Genomic DNA, 24477 nt, shown 5'->3' with positions numbered 1-24477 from the left:
CGCCGTGGCCCGCGCTCAGCGACGGGTGCGGGCGGCCGCCAACAGCGCGGGCACGGTGGCGAACTTGACCCGGGGCCGGCCGGACGCCTCGCCGAGGGCGCGTTCGGTGCGGTCGATGGCGCGCAGCTCCTTGAGCCCGACGGCGTCCGGGCGCCGGCTGCGGACCAGCCGGGCGAAGTCCTTGCCGGTGCCGGCCGGGTCGGGGATCAGGCCGGCCGCGGCGTCGTCCAGGAAGGCGTCGACGGTTTCCTGGGCGCAGGCCCGGTTGGCGCCGATCCCCCCGGAGGGGCCGCGCTTGGCCCAGCCGACCAGGTAGGTGCCGGGCAGGGGGCGGCCGGTGGCCGGGTCGAGCACCCGGCCGTCGCGGTGCGGGACGGCCGCGGCGTCCTCGTCGAAGGGCAGCCCCGGCACGGGCACGCCGCGGTAGCCGATGGACCGCACGACCAGACCCGCGGCGATGCTCTCCGGGCCGGACGCGACGCCCGTCACCCGGTCCTCGCCGGTGAGCGCGGTGGGCGTGGAGTGGAAGCGCAGCACGATCCGCCGGCCGGGGCGCGGCGGCCGGCCGAGGTCGACCGGCTGCAGCGGGAGCCCGGCGAGCAGCGCCGCCTTGGAGCCCGGGGCGGCCGCCTCGATCGCGGCCCGGACCTCCGGCCGGTCCTCGACCACCAGCTCGACGCCGGGGAGGTGTCGCAGGGCGAGGAACTCGGGCCTGGTCCAGGCGGCCTCCTCCGGTCCGCGCCGGGCGAGCAGCACCACCTCGCGGACCCGGCTGGCGCGCAGTGCGGCGAGGGCGTGGTCGGCGATGTCGGTGGCGGCGAGCCGGTCCGGGTCGAGCAGCAGGATCCGGGCGACGTCCACGGCGACGTTGCCGTTGCCGATCACGACGACCCGCTCGGCCGAGAGGTCGACGGCGTCGGCGGGCACGGTGGGGTCGGCGTTGTACCAGCCGACCAGGGTGGTGGCGGGGAGGCTGCCGGGGAGGTCCTCGCCGGGCAGGCCGAGCCGGCGGTCGGCGGCGGCGCCGACCGCGTAGACCACGGCGTGGTGGTGGGCGGCCAGCTCGGCGTGCGTCAGGTCGCGGCCGACCTCGACGTTGAGGTGGACGGTCAGGCGGGGGTGGTGGAAGACGGACGCGAAGCTCTCGGCGATCCGCTTGGTGGACTGGTGGTCGGGGGCGACGCCGTGCCGCAGCAGGCCGCCGGCCACCGGCAGCCGGTCGATCATGGTGATCTCGGCGCTCGTGGTGCGCAGCAGGGACTGGGCGGTGTAGCTCGCGGACGGGCCGGTGCCGACGATGGCGATGCGCGGCGTCCCGAGGGCGAGGCCGTTCGGCAGGCTGCGGGGGAAGCTGGGTTCGCCCCAGGCGTGGTCGTTGGGGTGGTCGCGGTAGTAGTCGCGGTTGAGGTCGCCGAAGACGGTGTCGGGCCCCGCGAGCCGGTCGACGGGGAAGACCGCGTCGACCGGGCAGGCGTCGGCGCAGGCGCCGCAGTCGATGCAGGCGGCCGGGTCGATGTACAGCATGTCGGTGGTGCCGAAGTCCGGCTCCCCGGGCGCGGGGTGGATGCAGTTGACCGGGCAGACGGCGACGCAGGAGGCGTCGTTGCAGCAGGTCCTGGTGATCGCGTAGGCCATGGCGGGGGTGGGGTCCTCGCTGGGTGGGGGTCGGGGCGTTCCGGGTGCGGTGGGTTCCAGGTGCGGCGGGGCGCGGCGGGGTGCGGCGGGGCGCGGCGGGCCGGGTCAGAGCATGTGGACGCGGCGGTAGACGGCCGCCGAGGCCTTGGTGAGCAGGCCGCACTCGGCGAGGAACGCCATCAGGTGGCGCGAGCTGGTGCGCATCATCGCCTTGCGGTGCTCGTTGGCGCGCACCTCGGCGACCGCGCGCTCGCGGTCGAGGCCGGCGGCCGCGTACACCCCCGGGTGCACCATGCTGCTGACGATGACGAAGGCGCCGGCCGCGATCCCGGTCGCGGCGGCCCGCCGGCGCGCGGGCGAGGCGCCGCGCATCCGCTCGCGGATCTGCTGCCGGGCGAACTTCATGTGCCGGGACTCCTCGACCACGTGGATCCGGGAGGTGCCGCGCACGATGTCGAGGACGTTCTCGCCGCGCATCCAGTCGCGCTGCATGACGTCGAGCACCTCCTCGGCCACCAGGATGCCGCCGTAGGCGAGTTCACCCCGGGCGGTGGCCTTGAAGAGGCGGCCGGCCTGGGCGATCACGGAGTTCGGCTTGTACTGGGGAACGCCCATCTTCTCGCAGGCACGGGCGAACATGATCGAGTGCCGGCACTCGTCGGCGATCTCGGTGAGGGCGAAGCGGAACTCGGCGTTGGCCGGGTTCTTCAGGTACTGGTCGCGCAGCACCATCTGCTGGAGGATCATCTCGAACCAGATGCCGGTGGTCATGATCGAGCAGACCTCGTGCCGGGTCAGTACGACCCGCTGCTCCTCGCTCATCTCGTCCCAGAGCCTGGTGCCGTACAGCGTGCTCCACTCCGGGTTGAGCCCGTAGTGGCCCGCGGGGAGCGGGGCGTCCCAGTCGATCTCTGTCGCCGGGTCGTAGGAGAGGGTCGCGGCCGAGTCGAGCAGCCGCTTCGAGACGTCGTCGTCGGCCTCGGTGTGGCCGTGGATCGCTGCCGCCGCGCCGGTCCGGGTCATGGCTGCCTCCAGGTGCGTGCCCTGCGCGGGGTTCCCGCCCGCCCCGCTTATTAGACGGAGAGTACAATAAGAGCACCGGGTCGAGAACCCCTCGCGCGGCACCCTCGCGGCGGACGCACCCGCTCGCGGTGAAATCGCCGGGATTCCCTGCGAGGATCGGGGGGTGGACAGCCGACGATTCCCTTTCGTCGACAGCGCGGCCGGGGCCCTGCTCGACGCGGACGGCAGGATCACCCGCTGGACGCCGCAGGCCGAACGCCTGCTCGCGCTGCGCGCCGACCAGGTCTGCGGCCGACCCGTCCGGGAACTGCTCGCCGACCCGGCCACCTGGCCCGCGCTGCTGGCGGAGCGGGCCGCGGACGCCTGGTCCGGCCGGGCCGTGGTGCGCTCGGGGCGGGGTGAGGAGCTGAGGGTCGTCTTCCAGGTGCTCCCGCTCGCGGACGGCGGTGCGGCCCCGGCGGCCGGCGACGCCGGGGGCCGGTCCGACGCGAGCGACGGGCACGCGGCGGGCGCCGGCGCGCTGCCCGCAGGCGGTGGGGCCGCGCGGTACTTCGTGCTCGCCGCGCCCGCCGGCCTGGTCGCCCAGTGGCGCCAGGACCAGGCGTTCGCCCAGGAGCTGTTCCTCCAGGACCGGGTCGGCCTCGCCGTCTTCGACGACCGGCTGCGGCTGATCCGCACCAACACCCACCTGCTCCCCTACACCGGCCTCCCGCCCGACCTGCAGGGCCACCGCCTGGGCGACTTCCTCCAGCCCGACGACGCGAAGGCGGTCGAACGCCACCTGCACGAGGTGCTGGAGACCGGCCGGCCCCTGGTCCTGGCCGAGGAGCTGGTCCGGACGATCGAGGACCCGGGCACCGGCGCGGTGATGGCCGTCTCCGCGTTCCGGCTCCAGTCCCCCGAGGGGCACGCGATCGGCGTCACCGCGCTGTTCACCGACGTCACCGAACTCCACCGTTCGGGTGAACGCATGGCCGTGCTGCACCGCGCCACCGCGGCGGTCGGCGCCTCACTCTCCGTCGCCGGCACCGCCGAGGACCTCGCCGCCGTCCTCGCGCCCGGGCTGGCCGACCTGGCCGTGGTCGAGGTCGCCGAGGCGGTGTTCGGCGGCGAGGAGCCGGTCCCCGACCGGGACGGCCTGCTGCCGCTCCGCCGGGCGGCCGTCGCGGCGGGCACCGAGCACGCCCGGACCGCCGTGGCCGCCGAACCGCCCGGCGCGCGGCCGGCACCCGTCCTGGTCCCCGCCGACGGGCCGCCCACCGCCACCGACTCCCCCGCCGAGATGACCGCCCCGCTCCGGGCCCGCGGCGCCATGCTCGGCCGGGTCACCGTCCGCCGCGACCCGCACCGGCCGCCGTACGAGCCCGCCGACCTGGACCTGCTGCGCGAGATCGCCGCCCGCGCCGCCCTCGCCCTGGACAACGCCCGCCGCTACACCCGCGAGCGCCGCGCCGCCGTCGGCCTGCAGCGGAACCTGCTGCCGCCCTCGCAGACCGAGACCGCCGCCGTGAGCACCTCCAGCGTCTACCTGCCCACCGACACCGCCACCGGCATCGGCGGCGACTGGTTCGACGTGATCCCGCTCTCCTCCGCCCGGGTCGCCCTGGTCACCGGCGACGTCGTCGGCCACGGGCTGGAGGCCAGCGCCACCATGGGCCGGCTGCGCACCGCCGTCCGCACCCTCGCCGACCTCGACCTGGAGCCGGACGAGCTGCTGGTCCACCTCGACGACCTGGTCTCCCGGCTGCTGGTCGACCCCGGCGAGCCGGAAGCCGCCGGCGGGGCGGTGGACGGCGGCCCCGGTGGCCCCGGTGGCCCCGGCGGTCCCGGGGAGGGCCCCGGCGACGGCCCGGACGGGGCGTGGGCGGAGAGCGGTGCGTCGTGGGCCGGGGACGGGGCGTGGGCCGGGGAGGGGGCCGGGGAGGGGGCGTGGGCCGGGGAGGGGGCGTGGGCCGACGCCTGGGACGACACCGCCGGGTCCGCCGGACACCGTGCCACCGCCCACGGCGCCACCTGCGTGTACGCGGTGTACGACCCGGTGTCGCGGCGCTGCGCGGTCGCCTCCGCCGGCCACCCGCCGCCCGCCGTCGCCGCCCCCGACGGCACCGTCGAGTACGTGCCCGTGCAGCCGGGCCCGCCGCTGGGCGTCGGCGGCCTGCCGTTCGAGGTGGCCGAGGTCGAGGTGGCCCCCGGCAGCGTGCTCGCGCTCTACACGGACGGCCTGATCCACGGCTACGACGGCGACCTCGACGTGGGCATGGCCGAGCTGCGCCGCCGGCTCGCCCGGCCCGGCGCCACCACCGCGGCGCTGCCGGAACTCGGCCGCTCCCTGCTCGCCGACCGCCCCGCCCACCGGCTCGCCGACGACGTCACCCTGCTGCTCGCCCGCACCCGCGCCGTCCCGCCGGAGGCCATCGCCGTCTGGCCGGTGGACGCCGACCCGGCCGCCGTCGGCCTGGTCCGCGAACGGGCCGCCGAGCGGCTGCGCGCCTGGGGCCTGGAGGACCTGGTGTTCACCACCGAACTGGTGCTCAGCGAACTGGTCACCAACGCGATCCGGTACGCGGGCGGGCCGGTCGAGGTCCGGCTGGTCCGCGCCGAACGGCTGACCTGCGAGGTCTCCGACCCCAGCGCCACCCAGCCCCGGATGCGCCGCGCCCACCTCACCGACGAGGGCGGCCGCGGCCTCTACCTGGTCGCCCAGCTCACCAACCGCTGGGGCAGCCGCTACACCCGGCGAGGGAAGACCATCTGGGCCGAGCAGGAGCTGCCCTGAGGCGCGGGTCGGCTCTCCTCCGCCCCGCGCCCCGGTCCCGCCCGGGCCTGGTCCCACTCACGCCCGCTCCCGCTCAGGCCGGCCCCGCCTCATGCCCGGCCCCGCTTCACGCCCGACCCCGCTCAGACCCGCTCCCCGTCGGGCCCGCTGCCGCTCAGGCCCGGGCCCCCCTCACGCCCGGTAGGCCGCCGCGAAGACTCCCGGCAGGCGGGCCCACGAGGGCTCCGCCGCGAAGCGGGTGAGCCGGCGGCCGGTCAGGGCCGCGCTGCGGGCCGTCACGAACCACGGCGGCTTCGGGAAGAGCGCCCACTCGCCGCCCGCCACCGAGCGCGGGAACGGCCGGAACGGGCCCCGGACGACCGTCCGCTCCGGCCCGTCGATCAGCAGCGCGTTGTGCACCACGCCGATCCCGCTCTGCGCGTCGTCCACGGTGTGCCCGGGGAAGGCACCCCAGGGCGCGGTCGCGGTGAGGAAGCCGAGCGCCGTCCAGGCGTTGACGGCGATCGTCCCGTACCGCAGCGCGGCCAGCGCGCGGTCGAAGGCCGGGCCGAGACGCCGCAGCGTCGCCGGGTCGACCAGGACGTTGGCGCCGAGGGTGCCGGCCAGGTCGCGGTTGGCGGTCTCGACGGCCCGGTCGAGGAAGTCCGCGCCCGTCCCCGGCAGGGTCAGCACCCCGAGCACCGGCGCGAAGTACTCGGTGGTCGCCGGCGAGGCGTCTCCGCCGCCGTCACCGATTCCGTCACCGATTCCGTCGCCGATTCCGTCGCCGCGGCCGTCACCGAGGTCCAGCAGCAGCCGGGTGCCCTCGGCGCCCTGCCACTGCGCGCCCGGGTGGGCCGCCGCAGCGGCCAGCCGCTCGTCGCTGCCCGGGTACCAGGCGGGCCGGGCCGGGAGCCGCCGCAGCGCCGTCCGGAGCAGGCCGAGGAAGGCTTCGCGCTGCGGCCAGTCCGCGCTGACCAGCACCAGCTGCGAGGCGATGCAGTTGTGGCCGCTGTTGTGCAGGCGCTGGGTGACGATGTGCTCCGCCTGGTACGTGAGGTCGGCCTCGCTCCACTCCCCGGGGACCACGATGACCGGGGAGACGCCGCCGAGCTCGCTGGTCATCGGCTTGGCGAGGAGCGGCGTCCCGGCGGCCTTGCGGGCCCGGCCCTCCTCGCCGGGGCCGAAGGCCACCAGGTCGTGGGTGGCGAGGCTGCCGGTGATGTGGACGTGCGCGACGCCGGGGTGGTGGGCGAGGTAGCCGCCGACGTCACCGCCGCCGGAGACGATCCGCAGCACGCCGTACTCGACGAGCGGGGCGAGGGCGCGCCGGTAGACCGGCTCGAGGTCGCCGAGGACGGGGTTGAGCTTGAGGACGACCACGCGGTTGTGGGCGATGAGTTCGTACAGCACGTCGAGCGGCGCGATGGAGGTGATGTTGCCGGCGCCGAGGACGAGGCCGACGCCCGTCGTCCGCTCCGGCCGGAGCGCGCCGAGCCCGGCCTGCCGGCGCACGGTCTCCTCGTCGGCGCCCGGGGGCATCCACACCTCGGCGGTGAAGCCGTTCAGCAGCAGCCGGTCGTGGGCGCTGAGCGGGAGGACGGGGACGGTCACCCGCCCGCCGGGCGCCCGGCCGAACCGCGCGCCGTCCAGCGGGCTCCGGCCCGCCGCGACCGCGCGCAGCGAGCGGGCCAGCGCGTCCAGGGAGGTCAGCAGGGCGTACGGGCCGGACATCCACTCCTCGCCGGTCAGCGGCGAGCCCTCGGGGAGCAGCTTGATCCGGCTCGCCGTGCGCACCCAGTCCTCCGCCTCGGCGGCGACGGCGGCGTGGACGCGGCCCAGCAGGGCGATCCGCTCGGCGAGCGACGTCGCCGCCCACCGGCGCTCGCCGTCGGCGAGTTCGGTGAGCAGCGCGTCCAGGTCGGGCCTCGGGCCCGACTCCGGACCGGCGGGGGCGCTGCCTGCGGGGGTTGCGACGGTCATGGGGCCTCCCTCGATCACGGCCGCCCGGGCGGGCGGGCGGCGTCCTGCGGGACCGGGCTGTCGGGTGCTCGGGTCTGGGCGCTCGGGTCTGGGCGCTCGGGTCTGGGTGCTCGGGTCTGGTGTGCTCGCGGTCGGGCGCTCGCGGTCGGGCGCATTGGGTGCTCGCACAGGGTTCCCGGAACGGTCCCACGATGACGCACGCCCGGCCCCGGATGCCATGGGCGGCCGCCCCGGGTTGCCCCGGAGCGGACTGTGCGGCGGCACAGTTCCACCGGGGTCGGCGACGGGTACGGTGACCGCATGGGAACCCTGCCCGGCCCGGCCGAAACCTCGCCCCGCCCCGCCGACGTGACGCCCCGCCCCGCCGACGACTCCGTGCTGGACGACGTCTTCGCCGAGATCCTCGGCTCCGTCGAGGAGATCACCGACGAGACCGTCCGGAAGATCACCGAGGACGAGTCCGGCTACGTCGAGAACCAGCTCCCGCCGGACCTGCTCCGCGCCGTCGTCCGCGCCAACATCGAGGCCGTGCTGCGCACCGAGGCCGGCGGCCCGGACGGCGGCGACGAGACCGCCCGCTGGGCCGGGCGGGTCAAGGCCGAGCACGGCGTGCCGCTGCCGGCGCTGCTGCACGCCTTCCGGCTGGGCGGGTTGGAGATCTGGGAGTGGGCCATCGCCCGGGCCAACACCGGCGCGCAGGCCACCGCCCTGCTGCGCCGCTCCTCCGACTTCTGGGCCGTGCTCGACCGCTTCTCCACCGCCGCGACCGAGGCCTACCGCCAGGTCGCCGACGACCGGGAGCGGCAGCAGGAGGCGGCCCGCCGGATCATGCTGCTCGGCGTCTTCGAGGGCGCCGCGGCGGGCACCACCCGGGCGGCCGGCCTGCCGCGCGCCCTGGGCCTGCCGGAGCGCGCGGCGTTCCGCGTGGTCGTCGGCGAGCTCGCCCCCGACGGCACCGACCCGCTGCCCGGCGTCGCCGAGCGGCTGGCCGGCCTGCACGTCCCGTCCGTCTGGACGACCGAACTGGGTGAGCGGCTCGGCCTGCTCGCCCCCGTGAGCGAGGCCGACGCCGCGGCCGCGTTGCGCGCCCTCGACCGGTCCGCCGCCGGGCGGGTCGGCGTCAGCCGTCCGTTCGCCTCGCCGGCCGCCGCCCCGGAGGCCCTGCGGCAGGCCCGGATCGCCCTGGAGTGCGTGCCGCCGTCCGGCAGCGGCGTGCACCGCCACGGCTCCGCCCCGGTCGACGCGCTGCTCGCCGCCCACCCCGCGTCCGCCGCCGAACTGGCCGCCGACGTGCTGGGCCCGCTGCTCGCCACCGAGGACGGCGGCGCCGCCCTGCTCGACACCCTCGACGCCTGGTTCGCCGCCGACGGCTCCACCGCCGAGGCCGCCCGCCGCCTGCACTGCCACCGCAACACGGTGCTCTACCGCCTGGGCCGGATCGCCGACCTCACCGGCCGCACCCCGACCCGCCCGGTCGACGCCGCCGAGCTGCACACCGCCCTGCGCGCGAGGCGTTTGCGGCCCTGACCGCCGGTGTCCGGCCGTTGTCCCGGCGAACGGCCGCCTGTCATGATCCACACCATGCCCACCTTCTCCGCCCCCGACGGCACCCTGCTCTCCTACCGCGTGCACGGCGACGGCGAGCCGCTGGTCTGCCTCCCCGGCGGGCCCACCGACTCCGCCTACCTCGGTGAGCTCGGCGGCCTGTCCGCCCACCGCCGGCTGATCCTGCCGGACCCGCGCGGCACCGGCCGGTCCGCCGCTCCCGCGGACACCTCCTCGTACCGCTGCGACCGCCTGGTCGGCGACGTCGAGGCACTGCGCGCGCACCTGGGGCTCGACCGGTTCGACCTGCTCGCCCACTGCGCGGGCGCCAACCTGGCGGCGCGGTACGTGGCCCGGCACCCGGAGCGGGTCGGCCGGCTCGCCCTGATCACGCCCAGCAGCCGGGCGGTCGGCATCGCGGTCACGGGGGAGATGCGGCAGGAGGTCGCCCGACTGCGGGCGGGCGAGCCGTGGTTCCCGGCCGCCTCCGCCGCGCTGGCCGCGATCGTCGCGGGGACCGGCACCGACTGGGAGGCCATCGCCCCCTTCGCGTACGGGCGTTGGGACGCCGCCGCGCAGGCGCACCACGTGACGGCGCAGCCGGACAACCCGGAGGCGGTCGCGCTGTTCGGCGCCGACGGCGCCTTCGACCCGGCGGCGACCCGCGCGGCGCTCGCCGCCTGGCCGGGCCACGCACTGCTGCTCGCCGGGGAGTTCGAACTCAACAGCCCGCCGCCGGCCGTCGCCGAGTTCGCCGGACTGTTCGCCGCGGCCGCCTTCACCGTGCAGACGGGCGCGGGCCACAACCCGTGGGTGGACGACGCCGGGGCCTTCGTCGCGGCCACGGCGGCGTTCCTCAACGGCCGGCCTCCTGTGCCTACGATGGGACGGTGACGATGCATCAGACGGCCCAGTGGAGCGGCGCGACCGCACGCGGGGTGTACAAGGCCGAGGTGGACGAGTTGCGGGACGCGCTCGCGGACGCGGCGCGGGACGGCCACTGGAACCGCGTGTTCGAGCTGATCGCGTCCGCACCGCACTGGATCGGCGTCAACGACGCCCGCCTCGGCGGCCCGAGCGGCTACACGCCGCTCCACCAGGCGGCCTGGCACGGCGCGGACTCCGAGGTGGTCACCCGGCTGCTCGAACTCGGCGCCTGGCGCACCCTGCGCACCTCCTCCGGCGAGCGCGCCGTGGACATCGCGGCGGCGCGCGGCCACGTCCGGCTGCTCGACCTGCTCCGGCCCGTGGTGCACCACCCGCTGGGGGCCGGCACGGTCGCGCTGTTGGAGCGCCGCCTGCACGCGCTGATCGAGGAGGACAGCCACGGGCTGGTGGCGAAGCACCGGTTGAAGCTGCCCCCGGTGGAGATCCTGACCGAGCTGGCCGAGCCGAGGATGTGGGTCCCGGTGCCCGGGATGTACGGAGGCTTCAGCATCCGCCTGGAGGGCGAGGGGCTGGTCGTCGAGAGCTGGAGCCGGGTCGTCGGTGGCTCCGGCCGCCGCCACCGCATCACGCCCGACGCGACCACGCTCGTGGCGGAGGGCTTCGTCTGAGCCGCCCCGGGTGCGGCGGCGGCCTTGCCCGCCGCGCCTGCAAAAACGACGCTGCCGCGCCGTCCGGGAGTCGGACGGCGCGGCAGGCGCGGTGTTCGGGATCAGGCGGAGAAGTAGCCGATCAGGTCGGCGACCACGTCCGTGCTGCCCCACTGGTTGGCGAACGACACCCGTCCGTCCACCACCGGAACCATCACCAGGGCCGAGACGACCTCTCCCGGCCGGTAGTTGATGTTCGAGGCGTCCGGCCGGTCGGTCCCGTGCGGGTAGACCGTCAGGAAGCTGGTGTTGGTGGGCCAGACGACCGTGACGTTCATCAGCACCGAGGTGACGCCGGTCGCGGGCACGCCCTCGACCCCGGCCACCTTGAGGCTGACCACGTCGCCCGCCCCGCCCAGGGCACCGACGCGGGCGCCCTCGCCGGTGCGGGTGTCCATCAGCCGCACCAGGCCGGCCGCCGTGTAGGTGGCACCCGAGGCGGAGTAGTACCCGACGACGTCGACGCCGAGGTCGACCTCGCCCCAGGCGTTGTAGAGGTCCACCTTCCCGTCCGTCCCCACCGGAACGGTCACCAGGTTCGAGGCGTTCTGCCCCGCGGCGAAGTTGACGTTCGACGCGTCCGGCACGGCCTGGCCGTGCGGGTACGCCGTCACGTAACCGGTCCGCGTGGGGTTGACGGCCGTCACGCTCATCACGACCGCCGACACACCGGTGGCCGGAACGCCGGCCACCCCCGTCACCTTCAGCGGCACCACGCCGCCCCAGCCGAGCCGGCCGGCGGGCGCGCCGACGCCCGAGACGGTGTTCAGGATGCGCGCCGGGTTGACCGGGGTCAGCAGGGAGCCGGCGCCGCTGTCGGTGTAGTAGCCGGCCACGTCGACGCCGAGGTCGACCTCGCCCCACGCGTTGCGCAGGTCCACCTTGCCGTTCGCGAGCGGAACGGTCACCAGGTTCGGCACGTTCTGTCCGGCGGCGAAGCTGACGGTCGGCAGGTCGGGCACCGCCTGACCGCTCGGGTAGACCGAAACGGCGCTGCGCTGCGTCGGGTTGACGGCCGTCACGTTCATCACGACCGCGGTCACGCCGGTGGCCGGGATCCCGCCCGCGCCGGCGACCTGCAGCGTCACCACGCCGCCCTGGCCGACCCGGCCGGCGGGCGCGCCGACGCCCCAGACGGTGTTCAGGATGCGCGCCGGGGGCACCGGCACGAACCGGCCCTTCGTCGCCGTCGTGGCGGCGGTCACGGTGTACGCCTTGGTGAGGCCGCTCCCCGTCCCGCCGGTGTCGGGCTGGACGTCGTAGCTGCCCGGCTCCAGGCCGTTGGTGTCGACCAGGACGTGCAGCTCGGTGCCGTTGGCGCTGACCGAGACCGGCTTCATCAGCGGCTGGGTGCTGCTGTAGGTGCCGTTGCGCACCAGCTTCAGCTTCGTGCCCAGGGTGAGGCCGCTGCCGCGGACGACGGCCTGGGTCAGCGTGCCGGCCGCGCCGGTGGCGGGGCTGATCGAGCCCAGGGTCGAACGCGGCCAGCCGCCGGCGCACCCGGAGTAGTCGCAGACGCCCTGGAAGCTGTACTCGATCGGCGTCGCGGCCTTCGCCGGGCTGATGACCAGGAGGGCCTTGCCGGCGTCGGCGTTGTTGGTGGCCTGGCACCGGGCGCTGAACTCGACGTAGCTGCTGCCGCACTGGTACTGGTAGTCGTAGTTGTCCCACTTGGTCGGGCTGAACAGGTTGATCCGCGGCCGCTCGGTGTTGGTGGCGCTGGAAGTGCCGTAGACGTTGAAGTCCTGCAACGGCTTCATGTCGATCACGCCACAGTAGGCGGTCGCGGACTCCGTAAGCACGCCAGTCCGCAGCGCGAAGCCGTCCACCGAGAGCGGATGGGCGGCGCATTCCGGAGCCCATCCGTTGTCCGTGCCGACCTTCCAGGTGTCCACGAAGGTGCGGATGTTCTTGTCCTGGTACCCGGCGGCGAGCACCACCATGGTGTACGAGGTCGAACCGGTGACCTGGCAGTAGTTGCCGAACTGGTAGCAGACGCGCTTCCCGCTCGCGTCGACGATCTGCGACTGCCCGGACGCGCCGTACGCGTTCCCGAGCATCCGCGCGCTCAGCCAGAACTTGTCCGTGGCGTTGGCGCTGATCCGGACGCAGCGCACGTCCAGCGTCGAGGTCAGCTCCATCGGGAGCGACGGGCCGCCGACCGAGGTCGAATTCGGGGTCAGGCAGTTCGCGGTGGACGAGATGTCCCGCCGGGCCAGCTTGTAGCTGTCGCCCCAGTACGAGTTGACCAGCAGCGCGGTGTACGGCTGACCGGCCTGGAGCGCGCAGGTGAACGCCGAGCTCGGGCTGGTCGTGCACGCCACGTCGCCCCGCGCGTCGACCACCTGCAGCGAGGCGTTGAGCTTGTTCTGCGTGTTGGTGAAGTCGGCCACCTCCAGCGTCGAATGCTGGTCGGCCGGCAGGGCCAGGCAGGCCTGCTTCAGGTCCGCGGTGAGCGTGACCTCCGCACCCCAGGTGCCGTCGAGCCCGGTCCGCGGCCAGGCGGTGCAGCCCGCCGTCTCGCCGGTCCGGTGGATCACCAGCTGGTACGCCTGGTTCGGCGTGCCGGTCAGGACGGCGCGGAAGGGCGCGGTCCCGCTCAGCTTGCAGACCATGGCCGGGTATCCATCGTCCTCGCACTGCTTCACGCCGGCCGCGTCGTAGACGGTGACGGCGGCACTGGTACCGCCAGCCGGGGGCCGGTTGAGGAGGTAGACGCCGTTGCCGGTGACCGTCGGCAGGGTGCGGCAGGCCGCCTGGCCCGCCGCGCCGAAGGTGCCACCGGCCGGACCGGAGACCAGCCCGTTGTCGCTGGTCGCGGTGCAGCCGCGGGTCTCCTTCGTCGACCGGAAGGCCATCCCGAACGCGACACCGGCGGCGGTCCGGCTGTCGGCCACCCAGGTGTAGTCACCGGGCGTCAGGTCACAGCTGGGGCTGAGCGAACCGCAGCCCGCTACCTGTGAGCCGTCGGCCCTGAACAGCGCGCCGCCGACGGAGGTGTTGTCCACCGTGGCCGGGCCGTAGGCGTACGGGCCGGCCTCGGTCGCCCGGAGGATCCGGCAGCGGGCCGTCGCGGTCAGGTCCGGGGCGTACCCGAATGCCTGCGGCTCCACGGTGAGGCAGCCCTCGGGAGCCGAGAGCCGGGCAAGGGTGAGATCGTAGTTCAGCGCGTCGCCAGAGGACCGCTGCGCCGTCACCCGGAACGGCGCCGTCCCGGTGAGCCTGCAGAGCTCGAGGCCGGGGCTCCGGTCCGAATAGCACAATTCCTTGCCGGTGGCGTCGAAGACGTACTGGAAGGTGCCGCCGGGCGAGTAGCCGCGCAGCATGTCGCCGGCGGCAAGGTCCAGCGTGTAGCAGTCACCGGCCGAGCCGACCGACAGCGAACCGTGGAAGGTCTTGGGCGCACCCAGGCTGCTGTCGGCGGCGGTCACCGTCGTGCAGGTCGGGGTGGTGAGCAGCGGCAGGTACGACACCGAGACGCCGTTCGCCCAGGAGTCGTTGTTCCGGACCTGCAGCGTGTAGGTGCCCGCCTGGCTGGTGGCGCAGCGGAGCGGACCGTAGCCCTCGCAGGTCACCGCGGAGCCGTCCGGCGCGGTCAGCTGCGGATAGACCGACGAGTTGACCGCGACGGCCTGAACGAAGACCAGGTCCTTCGGCTGCGTCAGCGTGATCGTGAAGGCGGCGGATTTGTGCGGGTCGATCGCGCAGGTGGTCACCGTGCCCGGCGTCAGCGTCGCCGGGCAGGGGCCGGTCGGGCCCGCCTGCTGGAGCTCCCGGACAGCGGCCTCGTGCTCGGCCTTCGGGTCCGCGGTGGGCGCGGCCGTCGGCCCGGCGGCGGGCGCCGCACTCGGGCTGGCGGACGGGCCGGCGGACGGGCTGCCCGCGTCACCGCTTCCCGGCTGCGGCGAGCTCACCGCCGCGGGCGGAGCCTCCACGGCGGCCGCCGGATTGACCTGGCCCACCAGCGCGGCCACGACCGCGAGCAACAGGGCTCCCGGAGCGGCGATTCCGGCTCGTCGGTGTCTGTGTCGCACTCGTCTGCCGGACGGCAGCATCCTCATGCTTCCCCCCTTTGTTCAGGAATGCCCGACCCCCATGACGTCCAGAGGAGTTCGCAGGCAGCCGGAGTGTAGCGAGCCCCACCCACAGGACGATCACCGGCTCCGGTCCGAGGTGAGGGTGCCATGCCGGCTCCCCGGAGCGCGACGCAAATTCCGCGGGCGGCCCTTGCCCCAGTGCGAGCGTGGCGAGGCCCCGGGTTGGCCAGGGCCTCGCCACGCGTGTTCGTCCTCGGATCAGCTCGCCGGCCGGGACGACCGCCGGGTCAGGGCGCGTGCTCCTCGTACTTCAGCGTCCACTGCTGGTTGCCCTGCAACGCGGGGCAGTCCCAGATGCCGAGGCGAGTCCCCTGGGCGGTGGCGGGCGGTGGCCCAGCCGGGCAGTTCGAGGCACCTGCCACTTGGATTATCAGCGGCGACCGTCCGAGGGTTGTGGAAATTGACTTGAGCAAGCTCAAGAGCAGTCAGACTCTTTAATCCGCATGATGATGCTGGCCGGGCCGCCAACAACGTCAGAGGATTCACCGCGATCGACAGTCAAAGTCTTCGCACGAGGTACTCATCGCAAGATTAATTCCCTCGGACGCAATCAGTTCGCCAGAGGTGACCCTGGCGGCAACTGACCCACTCGAAAGAATGGCCGAGACACGGGTCTCACCGGGCAGTCGATGAGGCCGCCGCATGCCAGGACCTGGGGCAGGCTCGGCTGCACCCCAATCGTACGGGTGCGCGGCCGGGGAGCCGGCCGAGTCTCCGAGCCAGCCGAGCCTAGTCTCGAGATGAGGCCGGCAGGGCGCTTATCCGAAGTGGCAGCCAGTTCCGGAATCGTGTTCAGGAATTTGGTGATAGCAGCTGATCTATCGGTCCTGTGGCCGTCGCTGATCTTCTCGGCGAACAGCTCCATCCCGCCCTTCCCATCGGTGAAGACGACCGTTCCCTGGGGCCGGCTACCCTCCCCGGCCCTGGAGGCCAGGTTTGCGAGGGCTTCATCAATCTGCCTGGGGCAGTTATGCGCCTGGGGCAGTTATGCGTCATCAGGGGCGTGTCGCCTGCCAGCTTCACGTACTTGAGCCCGCCCACGGCGACCGGGCCGAACATGCCGGATCAGGCTTTTGCAACTAATAAGCTCGAAAAGGGCAGGGCCTGTAAGGCCCTGCCCTTTCAACGATATTCTGGCACGCCGAGTTGCCAGTAGGTCCTAGTCGGGGACGCTATCATTGCTAGCCGCGAACTTCATGATATCTCCAAGCACGGCTTCGACGTCGGTGGAGGACTCCGGCGCGGGCTCTACCCCGGGCCCTCGCTCCTCACGCTCGCCATTCATGTGCCCCCTGACCCAATTGATACAGGTCGGCCTGTCTCCGATTCCCGCCCGATAGAACTCTTCGAGGACCTTGCGAATCTCGGCGACAGGCAGTGCGCTCGCCGCCTCCATGAAGACCGGATGATGCACATCCGAGAGAACCTTCGGGTCAGTCGTGGGCGGTTCCGGATTGTCAGACACCCAGGTGTGGGCATAGATTCCACCCTGCTTAGGGTAGCTTGTACTGACCTGCCAGATTACGCCGCCATATCCGGTCGACCGGTTGATCGAAACCTTGAGACTATTGCTTGCGTAGCTGCCGGCCTCGCGGCGCCGATCATCGATGGAAAGCCATGCATTGTCGCCAAACTCAAGACTCTCCATCGCCCTGGAGATCAGCCGTTCTGCGTCACCTTCACTCTCTCCGTAGAGCCGCTCATCGCCGATTATGACGATAAGAATCATCTAGTCCTCCAGGGAGCCCTTTCCCTCGATCAGCTTGGAGGTCATACTACCGGTCACCGCCCTTCATCCAAACCCTGAGGGTATCGCCAGAAGGAAGAATGCGCTCCACAGATGCGATGCAATTTATCTCACCTTGAAGATCCACTCGGTGTTGCCGATCACGACATTGAGGTTTAGATTCTTGGCGCCATTCTTGAGGGCTTTCCGCATGATCCGTGCGAACCCTGTTTCAACATGGGCGGAAGTCTCGAACTTGGTTCCTGCGGGTTTGCCGAACTTCGTGGCCAGATGGGCGTCGATGTCCGACGACCATTTGGTGTAGCCGCTTTCCAGCTCGGTCGAGAGCTTCTCGATGCCGTTCTTACCGATGTAGAACGCCTGGCCTCTTGTCTTGTCACCCTTGACCCACGTGGGGAGCTCGTCGAAGAGAGTCTTCGGGTCGAGGCAGTTGTGGGTGAGCAGCGGGATGTCGCCTGCGAGTACGTGGTAGGTGTGCAGGTCGGCGACCGCGAGGTTGTAGGCCGGGGCAAGTCAGGGGCGTTTCAAAGTCCCGGTGATCATGTGAGCCTGCAGGTCACGGCTGTGCGGAGGTCCCCGGGTGGCCCGTCACGCATGCATCGAGGCTCCGGTTGAAGGGGCCCTGGCACCCCACCGAATCCAAGGGTGTGGCGCCAGGGCAATGTGGCTATTACCGGCTAGTCGTCAGGGTACTGGTTTTTCCATGTGACGCAGGTCGGGCGCTGACCGCCTGACGCGAGGAATTCCTTCACGGCCTCTCGAATGAGGCCGATGGGGATTTCGGTCTGGTCGGGAAATTTGGTCCAGTGTCCGGCAAGGTAGTATTCGGGGGCGTTTCTAGATTCCGCTGGTCCCGCAGTCACATAGTTCCCGCTGCGGTCCAGGAAGGACAGCACCCCGACTTGGAGCTCCTTGTCTACTCCGACCTGGAGTTCGTGGTCCGGCCATCCTGGCCTAAGCTGTTCCCGATCTAGATGGATGATTTGCGCCAGGTTTTCGTTCGCCGGTCCGTCCAGGAGTTCGTCAATCAGCACATCGACGTCCTCGACGGTATTTAGGTAGTCGGGATTTTCGATCCGGTCCCGCCTGTATCGGAGTTCAGCGCGCATCGGCATTTCAGCCAGGTCGCCCCTTCGTCTTGTGTGTTCCATAGAGCAAGAAATCCCATTCACCACTTCCGTCTGCTTTTGGAAAGTAGACGGTAAGACCCTTTTTGTCGCCGAGCAGGACGTCCAGGGTCTTGTCGCATCCTAGCGGCTGGCGGCACGGTCCGCCCGGAAAGTTGATCACCAGCTCGGCATCGTCGATGCCTTCCATCTCCATTTTGGCAACGAATTTTACCTCAAGGTCGGAGGCGCGCCCGCTAGTGACCCCCAATTTCTCTTTGGTGGTCGCCTTCACCCAGGCAATCAGTGCGGCCTCCTCCCGCTCCCTGCCACTTTCGAGATTGTCAATGATCTTGTCGCCGGCCCTTGCAAATCCCTTCGTCGCCCCCTTCCCCGGATATTCCGGGAGTCCGATCTTGGTCGCAATCGCGTTGATATTTTGTTGGGTGAATGGGGCAAAGCAGTCGACGTTGTGTACGAGTACCGGTGTTGCACCGGCCAGGACGTAGTAGGTGTGGACGTCCCGGATGGTTAGGTTATAGGCCGCCTCGAGACCCTTGCGATGCTGAACACTGGCGACCTTGGCAGTCGGCCCGCTCGGGGTGCGCAGGGTGTCGCCGTTGCTGAGGTCAGCGGCGTCGACCCACTTCTGGTCCTTTTCGACCCAGAACGGGTGGTGGTCGGTTGCGGTGAGGCTGCCAGTTCCGTTCTCACCCTGGATCTCGAGGTCGGTGAATTCCTGGTCATCTGGTGTGTAGATGACGGCCTCGACCGCCCGGGCCGCTGTCCTGCCGGTGAGCGGGTCGGTGGCCAGGACGGTGTCGCCAACCTTGACCGTCTCGATGGGCTTGCGGCTTCCGTCGCCCATGAGGACGCCGGTGCCGGCTGGGAAGCTGTTCTTCTTGCCGAACTGGCAGGCTCCGGAAACCGTGGAGTAGACCCGCTCCAGGAATTCGATGACCTTCTTGCCGATCGGTCCGGCGTTCTTCAGGATTTCCATCACCTTGGCGACGGCCTTGGCTTCGCCAATGATGGGGATCGCGCTGATGCAGGCGGCCTTGGCGTTCTCGACGTCGTGCTGGAGGCCGTACAGACCACAGTTGAGGAGGTCTGCTGCGGACGACCAGCCCGGTGGGAGCACCGCCCCTGCGACGTCGAGGACGCCGTGTGTGATGGCGAGGAGGATGCCCCGCGTATCGACGGGCTGGTAGTCGCGGTAGGGGTCGTCGAGCTCCTTGCTGAGCGCGGCCGCGATCTGCTTCTTCTGTTCCTCGGCTGCCTGTGTGGCGGCTTGCTGGGCCACCATGTCCTTCAGGAAGTCGGCGTTTAGCGCGGCCATCTCGGCCCGGTAGCGGTCCCACTCGGCAACCTTGGCGTTGTAGGCCAGGACGGCCTTTGCCGCTGCGACGGCTGCGGCGTCGGCGTCCTGATTGGCCGCTTCATAGGATGCCCGCGCCTGGGCGCTCGCCCGGTGGGCCGAGGCCGCGGCCCAGTTGGCCACGGTGGCGGAGGACTGTGCCTGCCGGGCGGAGTAGGTGGCCGAGGCGACCTGGCGGCGGGCGGTCGCCTCCGCGTCGGTTGCCGTCTTGGCAGCTGCCACGGCTTGGGCGGCGCCGGCTTCGGCGGCCTTGGCTTTCTCCTGGGCCTGTGCGGCGAAGCCGGCGGCCTTGCCTGCCGAGTCCGCGGCGGATGCGGCGGCGGTATTGGCCTCGTCGGTGGCGCCGGCGGCGACGGCCGCCGCCTGGGCCGCCTCAGAGGCGCTCTGCTGGGCGAGCGCGCTGGCGGCGTCGCCCTCCAGGAGCAGGCGCTCGATCTCGGCCTTGTGAGTGGCCGCGAGCGCGTCCTTGCGCTTGGCCGTGTACTGCCCGGTCTGCAGGAATGCCTGCAGTTGCTGTGGGGAACCCTGCAGGGCCGCCCGGGCCGCGGCTTCGAGTTCGGGGCCTGCGCCGTTGCGCAGTTGGGCGGCGCGCAGGATGTCGTCGCTGGTCTGGGCCTGCGCGTAGCCGGAGGCCATGAACTCGTGCAGGGCCTTTGGGGTTCCGGAGTTGATGGCGGCGCGGGCTGCTTCGTCGACCGCGCTGCCGGCTCCGTTGCGTGTCTGGGCGACGGCGAGGCGCAGGTCCGAGGCGGCGGCCTCGTACTGGCCGGTTGTAAGGAAGGCGGTAATGGCCTGGGCGTCACCCTTGGTGGCCTCGGTGGCGGCGGCTCGTACCGCGGCGATTTCGGAGTTCAGCGCGAGGCTGTTGACGCGTTCCCGCTCGTCTTGTTCGAGGGCTTGGCGGCGGTCGTTCTTGACGTAGTCGAGGACGGCCTGGTCCGAACCGGACAGGGCGTTGGCTGCGGCCTCCCTTGTCCATGGGCCGCCCGCGATCTTCATGGACAGCAGCGCGAGCTTGCGGCCGTCCGTGAGGATCTCGGCGTTGGACGTACCGGGCTGCGCCACCGCGGTCGCGAGGCGGTTAGCCTCGTCCTGGGCTGTGCGCAGGGTCTGGACGGCTTCGCCGACCTTGTTCTGGTCGTCGTCGTATGCGGCCCTGGCGTCGCGGGCCTTCTCGATACCGGCGGCGGTGCGGGCAGTGAGGTCCTCGGCTTCGGCGCGGTCCGCGAGGTCTCGGACCGTCTTGGCCTGCGCGACGGCGTCCTTAGTGGTCTGCGCCGCGTCGGCCGCCGCCTTGGCATTCGCTTTGGAGGCCGCGGTCGCGGTTGCGCTGTCGCCGGCATGCTGAGCAGCGTCATTGGCGGCCTGCGCCGCGGCACTCGCGTGCGCGGCGGCAGAGGTCATGAGCGCCTTAGCGTCGGAAACGGCCTGCTTGGCGTCCCGGACCAGGGCGCCAGCCGCCGTTGCGGCACGGCTGGCCTCCTGGGCGTGCCGCGAGGTGGAGGCGGCGGCCTGCTTGGCGCGGGCCGACTGGGCGGATGCCTTTCCGGCGTTGGCACCGGCCTGGGATGCCGAGGCCGCGGCGGCCTGGGCGTTCACACCAGCGCTGTTGGCCGCCTCGGAGGCCTTGTCGGCGTAGCCAAGGGAGATCTGGGCCCGGCCGAACGCACCCGTCGGGTTAACCGGGTCGTCAGGGATCGGCGGCTGCAGCTCCCCGTGATCGAGCCCATCGTAACCAAACCATTCAGCGGCTTGGGCCGCTGCCGAGGCAGCCTCGGCCGCCTCCCGCGCGGCCTTGGCCTTGCCCTGGTCATTGGCCGCCGCAGCAGCGGCACTGCGTGCGCGGGCGGCTGCCTGGGACGCAGCGGCGGCAGCCGCGGCAGCTTGAGCAGCGGCGCTGGCGGCAGTCCGGGCGGAGTTGGTGGCGGCCTTGGCCGCCTGGATGGCGACCTGAGCGGCTTCGCCGGCGCGGGCCGCCGCCTGCGCGGCACGGTCGGCGGCCGCTCCGGCGGCCTCGGTGTCGTTCTGCGAGGCCTGAGTCTCGGCTGCCGCGGCGGCCGCCGCCTGCTTGGCCAGCTCCGAGGACGCGAGCGCCTTCGCGGAGGCCTGCTTGGCCGCTTCGGTCTCGCGCACGGCCTGATAGGCGGCGTCCTTCGCCTGCTGCACCAGCTGGCTCACGTCGGCACGTTCGGCGTCACGCGCGTGAGCGACGTGCTGGCCCACCTCGAGGAAGTCCCGGACGTCCTCGATGGACCCGTTCAGGGCGAGTCTGGCGGCGGCCTGGGTGTTGGGTCCTCCAGTGCTGAGAATCTGAACGAGCCGAACGCGGTCGTCCGCTTCACGAGCCGTGTACTGGCCGTCGTTCAGGAAGTTGCGGATATCGTCGATCGACCCGTTGATCGCGGCCCGGCCGGCCTCCTGAACACCGCGGCCCGCACCGTTGCGCAGTTGGGCGGCCTGAAGTCGCTGGTCGGACTCCAGCGGCGCCTGCCATCCGGTGGCGAGGAAGGCCTGGAGGTCATCGGGGGTACCGTTGAGCGCCTTGGTCGCCGCGTCGCGTACGGCCTGGCCACCAAGGTCGTGGATCTGCGTGGCACTGAGCCGGTCGTCTGCCAGCTGTGCAGGCTTCAGGTCGGCGTCGAGGAACTTCCGCACATCGGCATCGCTGCCGAGAAGCGCGGCTTCGGCTGCAGCCTTGACCCCGGGGCCACCGTCCTTCCATATCTGGACTATCCGTCCACGGTCCGACTGCGGGACTGGCATAGGAGTTGAACCGGAGTCATCCGCCGCAACGGCAGGCGAGCTTCCTAGCCCGCCCGCCACGAGCGCAAGCGGCAGCATAAGCAGACCCAGCCGCGCAGGGAAGGACTGCCAGTGCCACCCCCTGCGCTGCACTATGTCCGAACTTTTCGTCACCAACGGCCTCTCATATTTACACGTACAGCCGGGTATTGCTAGCGGCGGAAGCCTATACGCCCGCAGAGGGCGAATAGTCCAGACCTAAAGTCAGCCCTCACGCAGGACGGAATGGTCGGACCACGGCCAAAATGTGTCAAAGTGTCAGCTAATTGGGCATCAAGCATGATTACGCTTGGGGACTCCCTGCGGATCCGTCTGGGCAGGTCAGAGGCCCTACATCGGCCCATGTGCAAGCCGGGCTTCCACTCCGAAGCAACTGAAGCCATGACCTAGACTTTGGTCGCAAATTACTGACGCACTGTCGATGCATCGTCCGATGCCGACGGGCATCGTCACCGACGCGTCCGGGCGCGGTGAGTCTCCGAGCGGTGAACTTCCAGCCGCTGACCGTTGGACGATTCCACCGAAACAAACTCTGAAAGAAGCGCTGATGAAGAAGCACGTACGCCGATGGCTCATAGCTGGTGCCAGTACCGCTGTGGCAGCTGCTCTCGGAACCTCCGCGGTGGCCGCCACTGACCCGGCCGCAACGGACACCACCGCTCCCCCGCCAGCTGTCGAGGACTTCGCATACCCCTTGGACTCGCCCTACCCGGCGCTGAGGCTCATCCGCGGTGACGGCCACATCATGCTGGCCGACTGCCACACAGCCACCCAGATCCAGATCTGGAGCCGCGCTCTCCCCCAGAGCATCGGCGAGCAGATCTGCTTCCGTGTCAGCGGAGCCACTGGCTATCTTGCCCTCCAGCTTCCCGAGACAACCATCATCCAGACTGCAGAGCGTCCGGTGCAGGCGACCCTCACCACGGACGGGACCTCCACCCCCGTCAGTATCCCCAAGAACACGATGCAGAACGTGGGACAAGCGCTCGGGCTCAAGCCGACCACACTCGTCGAACTGCGGATCACCGGCTGACGAGCCTAATCAGCTTCCATCCCGCTTGTAAGGCCCCACCATCACCCGAACAAGGCTCAAAGGATCTGGAGTGAAACACCGCATACGCGGCCTGCTCATAGCGCTCAGCGCAGTTGCCGGCCTCACAGTCGGCATGTCTGTGCTCGCTGCGGCCGACACCGCGCCGCCCTCGTCGGCGGCGGGTGACAACGCCACCGCTCCGCCCGCCGTCGAGGACTTCGGTTACCCCGGCGCCGAGGCGATCACCCGTGTCAAGCTGCTGCACGGCGACGGCGGCATCCTGCTGGTTGACTGCGCCAAGCCCTCGCAGATCCAGCTGTGGACCCGTGCGCCCGGGAACCCGGGTAACAAGGTGTGCTTCGCGGCCCCGGCTGCGACCGGTTGGCTGACGCTGCAGTTGCCGGACCTGTTCGCCGTACAGACAGCCGGGCGTTCAGTGCGCGCCGAACTGACCACTGCGGGCGCCACAAAGAGCCTCGACATCCCCACTAATGGATTCATGGGCATCGGCGAGGGCCTCGGCCAGGCTCCCGCCACGGTCGTCGAACTGCGCATCACCGGCTGACCGGCCCGAGCCCTCGACCCATAGGAACTCATCACCATGCTGAACAGACTCTCCCGCACCCGGCGGGCGGGCGTGCTGGCCGCCGCCTTGGCCGCCGGCACGCTGACCACCTTCACCCCGGCCGACGCCGTAGCCGGTGACCTGGCCTCCGCTGACGACTATGCGTTCACCGCCCGAATCGTCATTGGCGACAATGTGCGTGCCTGCACAGGCGCGCTGGTCGATCCGTATTGGGTGATCACCACCGCCAGTTGCTTCGCCGACGACCCCGGCCAGCCGCAGTCGCTCGCCACCGGCGCCCCGAAGTGGAAGACCACCGCCACGATCGGGCGCACCGACCTCACCACCAGTGCCGGGACCACTGTCGAGATCACCGGGCTGGTGCCCCGTCAGGACCGCGACCTCGTCATGGCCCGCCTCGCCAACCCCGTCACGGGCATCGCCCCGCTCCAGCTGGCCACCTCTGTGCCTGCGGCCGGTGAAAGCCTGCGCCTGCCGGGTTACGGCCGCACCAAGACGGAGTGGGCGCCGCTCAAGCTGCACTCCGGCACTTTCACCCTCGATGCGGTCAAGCCCTCTGGTATAGACATTACCGGCACGAATGGCGCCGCCGTCTGCAAGGGCGACACCGGTGCGCCCGCCCTACGCGAGGTTGACGGCAAGGCCGAACTGGTGGCCGTCGCGTCCCGTTCCTGGCAGGGCGGCTGCCTCGGCACCCCCGCCACCGAAGCCCGCACCGGCGCCACCGCTAGCCGGGTGGACGACATCGGTCAGTGGATCACCAAGACACGCCACTCCACCCCGTCCGGGACGACCGTCAGCTCCTCGCCCTACACCGCCGTCGACCCGGCCAACGGACACCTGGTCACCTTCGTCCAGGACAACAACAACCACCTGTGGTCGGTCGACCTTCAGGGCGAAGGCTGGACCGACCTGGGGGCCTACGCCGCCGCCCGGCCGACCACGATCGTCAACCCGGCCGACAACCACGTCATGGTGTACGTCAACGGTCAGAACAACCTGCTCTGGTCCTACGACCGCAACACCGGAAACTGGACCCGGTTCGACCCCACCGCCGCCAGCACCGTGCTGGCTGCCGACGCCGTGCCGCGCACGATCGTCGACCCGGCCAACGGACACCTGGTGACCTTCGTCCGTGACACCGCCAACCACCTGTGGTCCGTCGACCCCCAGGGCGAAGGCTGGCACGACT

The 24477-nt window shown here is 71.5% G+C and carries 15 protein-coding genes; 7 read left to right on the top strand and 8 right to left on the bottom strand.

Annotation, left to right across the window (positions count from 1 at the left end; all coding sequences use genetic code 11):
• Positions 1-15: 15 nt before the first annotated feature.
• Together ACFVHB_RS23465 and ACFVHB_RS23460 are read right to left on the bottom strand one after the other, a co-directional pair.
• Positions 16-1635: an FAD-dependent oxidoreductase gene (locus ACFVHB_RS23465; RefSeq protein WP_380325524.1), complete on the bottom strand. Its 1620-nt coding sequence runs from the start codon at positions 1633-1635 to the stop codon at positions 16-18.
• A gap of 105 nt (positions 1636-1740) precedes the next feature.
• A complete protein-coding gene (locus tag ACFVHB_RS23460) occupies positions 1741-2658 on the bottom strand; it encodes a diiron oxygenase (RefSeq protein WP_380325521.1) in 918 nt (305 codons plus the stop codon).
• Between the two features lie 163 nt (positions 2659-2821).
• On the opposite strand from ACFVHB_RS23460, the gene ACFVHB_RS23455 reads away from it, so the two are divergent.
• Positions 2822-5434, top strand: a complete 2613-nt coding sequence (locus ACFVHB_RS23455) for a SpoIIE family protein phosphatase (RefSeq protein ID WP_380325518.1) — start codon at positions 2822-2824, stop codon at positions 5432-5434.
• A 171-nt stretch (positions 5435-5605) separates the two neighbouring features.
• Here the strand turns inward: ACFVHB_RS23455 and ACFVHB_RS23450 are convergent, their stop codons facing one another.
• Positions 5606-7396: an aldehyde dehydrogenase family protein gene (locus tag ACFVHB_RS23450; protein WP_380325515.1), complete on the bottom strand. Its 1791-nt coding sequence runs from the start codon at positions 7394-7396 to the stop codon at positions 5606-5608.
• A gap of 300 nt (positions 7397-7696) precedes the next feature.
• On the opposite strand from ACFVHB_RS23450, the gene ACFVHB_RS23445 reads away from it, so the two are divergent.
• From ACFVHB_RS23445 to ACFVHB_RS23435, 3 genes are read left to right on the top strand one after another with little or no spacing between them, the layout of a single operon-like run.
• Positions 7697-8923, top strand: a complete 1227-nt coding sequence (locus ACFVHB_RS23445) for a PucR family transcriptional regulator (RefSeq protein WP_380325512.1) — start codon at positions 7697-7699, stop codon at positions 8921-8923.
• 54 nt (positions 8924-8977) lie between these two features.
• Complete coding sequence (locus ACFVHB_RS23440) at positions 8978-9835, top strand: alpha/beta fold hydrolase (RefSeq protein ID WP_380325509.1); 858 nt, start codon at positions 8978-8980, stop codon at positions 9833-9835.
• A gap of 2 nt (positions 9836-9837) precedes the next feature.
• Positions 9838-10497, top strand: a complete 660-nt coding sequence (locus ACFVHB_RS23435) for an ankyrin repeat domain-containing protein (RefSeq protein ID WP_380325578.1) — start codon at positions 9838-9840, stop codon at positions 10495-10497.
• A 101-nt stretch (positions 10498-10598) separates the two neighbouring features.
• Here the strand turns inward: ACFVHB_RS23435 and ACFVHB_RS23430 are convergent, their stop codons facing one another.
• The 5 genes from ACFVHB_RS23430 to ACFVHB_RS23410 form a co-directional block, all read right to left on the bottom strand.
• The gene (locus ACFVHB_RS23430) at positions 10599-14522 is read right to left on the bottom strand and encodes a hypothetical protein (protein ID WP_380325506.1); all 3924 of its coding nucleotides are present in this window, start codon (positions 14520-14522) and stop codon (positions 10599-10601) included.
• A 338-nt stretch (positions 14523-14860) separates the two neighbouring features.
• The gene (locus ACFVHB_RS23425; protein ID WP_380325503.1) at positions 14861-14995 is read right to left on the bottom strand and encodes a hypothetical protein; all 135 of its coding nucleotides are present in this window, start codon (positions 14993-14995) and stop codon (positions 14861-14863) included.
• 797 nt (positions 14996-15792) lie between these two features.
• Entirely contained in the window at positions 15793-16362 is a 570-nt protein-coding gene (locus ACFVHB_RS23420) for an Imm1 family immunity protein (protein WP_380325500.1), read from the bottom strand.
• A 695-nt stretch (positions 16363-17057) separates the two neighbouring features.
• A complete protein-coding gene (locus ACFVHB_RS23415) occupies positions 17058-17489 on the bottom strand; it encodes an Imm1 family immunity protein (protein WP_380325497.1) in 432 nt (143 codons plus the stop codon).
• A gap of 7 nt (positions 17490-17496) precedes the next feature.
• On the bottom strand, positions 17497-21627 hold the full coding sequence (locus tag ACFVHB_RS23410; protein WP_380325494.1) for a polymorphic toxin-type HINT domain-containing protein: 4131 nt from the start codon (positions 21625-21627) through the stop codon (positions 17497-17499).
• Between the two features lie 586 nt (positions 21628-22213).
• Here ACFVHB_RS23410 and ACFVHB_RS23405 point away from each other — a divergent pair.
• The 3 genes from ACFVHB_RS23405 to ACFVHB_RS23395 all read left to right on the top strand — a co-directional run.
• The gene (locus ACFVHB_RS23405; protein ID WP_380325491.1) at positions 22214-22699 is read left to right on the top strand and encodes a hypothetical protein; all 486 of its coding nucleotides are present in this window, start codon (positions 22214-22216) and stop codon (positions 22697-22699) included.
• A gap of 133 nt (positions 22700-22832) precedes the next feature.
• Positions 22833-23264, top strand: a complete 432-nt coding sequence (locus ACFVHB_RS23400; protein WP_380325488.1) for a hypothetical protein — start codon at positions 22833-22835, stop codon at positions 23262-23264.
• Between the two features lie 36 nt (positions 23265-23300).
• On the top strand, positions 23301-24477 hold a 1177-nt coding region (locus ACFVHB_RS23395; RefSeq protein WP_380325485.1), incomplete at its 3' end, for a trypsin-like serine protease.

The sequence above is a fragment of the Kitasatospora sp. NPDC127111 genome (genome assembly GCF_042677465.1).
In the GTDB taxonomy this organism is placed as follows: Bacteria; Actinomycetota; Actinomycetes; order Streptomycetales; family Streptomycetaceae; genus Kitasatospora.
This window is presented reverse-complemented; position numbering and strand designations above follow the sequence as displayed.

Bases quoted from the DNA above. Each gene is read 5' to 3' on its own strand.
- ACFVHB_RS23465 (WP_380325524.1), bottom strand. From the start codon at position 1,635: ATGGCCTACGCGATCACCAGGACCTGCTGCAACGACGCCTCCTGCGTC.
- ACFVHB_RS23460 (WP_380325521.1), bottom strand. From the start codon at position 2,658: ATGACCCGGACCGGCGCGGCGGCAGCGATCCACGGCCACACCGAGGCC.
- ACFVHB_RS23450 (WP_380325515.1), bottom strand. From the start codon at position 7,396: ATGACCGTCGCAACCCCCGCAGGCAGCGCCCCCGCCGGTCCGGAGTCG.
- ACFVHB_RS23445 (WP_380325512.1), top strand. From the start codon at position 7,697: ATGGGAACCCTGCCCGGCCCGGCCGAAACCTCGCCCCGCCCCGCCGAC.
- ACFVHB_RS23440 (WP_380325509.1), top strand. From the start codon at position 8,978: ATGCCCACCTTCTCCGCCCCCGACGGCACCCTGCTCTCCTACCGCGTG.
- ACFVHB_RS23435 (WP_380325578.1), top strand. From the start codon at position 9,838: ATGCATCAGACGGCCCAGTGGAGCGGCGCGACCGCACGCGGGGTGTAC.
- ACFVHB_RS23420 (WP_380325500.1), bottom strand. From the start codon at position 16,362: ATGATTCTTATCGTCATAATCGGCGATGAGCGGCTCTACGGAGAGAGT.
- ACFVHB_RS23415 (WP_380325497.1), bottom strand. From the start codon at position 17,489: ATGCGCGCTGAACTCCGATACAGGCGGGACCGGATCGAAAATCCCGAC.
- ACFVHB_RS23410 (WP_380325494.1), bottom strand. From the start codon at position 21,627: ATGCCAGTCCCGCAGTCGGACCGTGGACGGATAGTCCAGATATGGAAG.
- ACFVHB_RS23405 (WP_380325491.1), top strand. From the start codon at position 22,214: ATGAAGAAGCACGTACGCCGATGGCTCATAGCTGGTGCCAGTACCGCT.
- ACFVHB_RS23400 (WP_380325488.1), top strand. From the start codon at position 22,833: ATGTCTGTGCTCGCTGCGGCCGACACCGCGCCGCCCTCGTCGGCGGCG.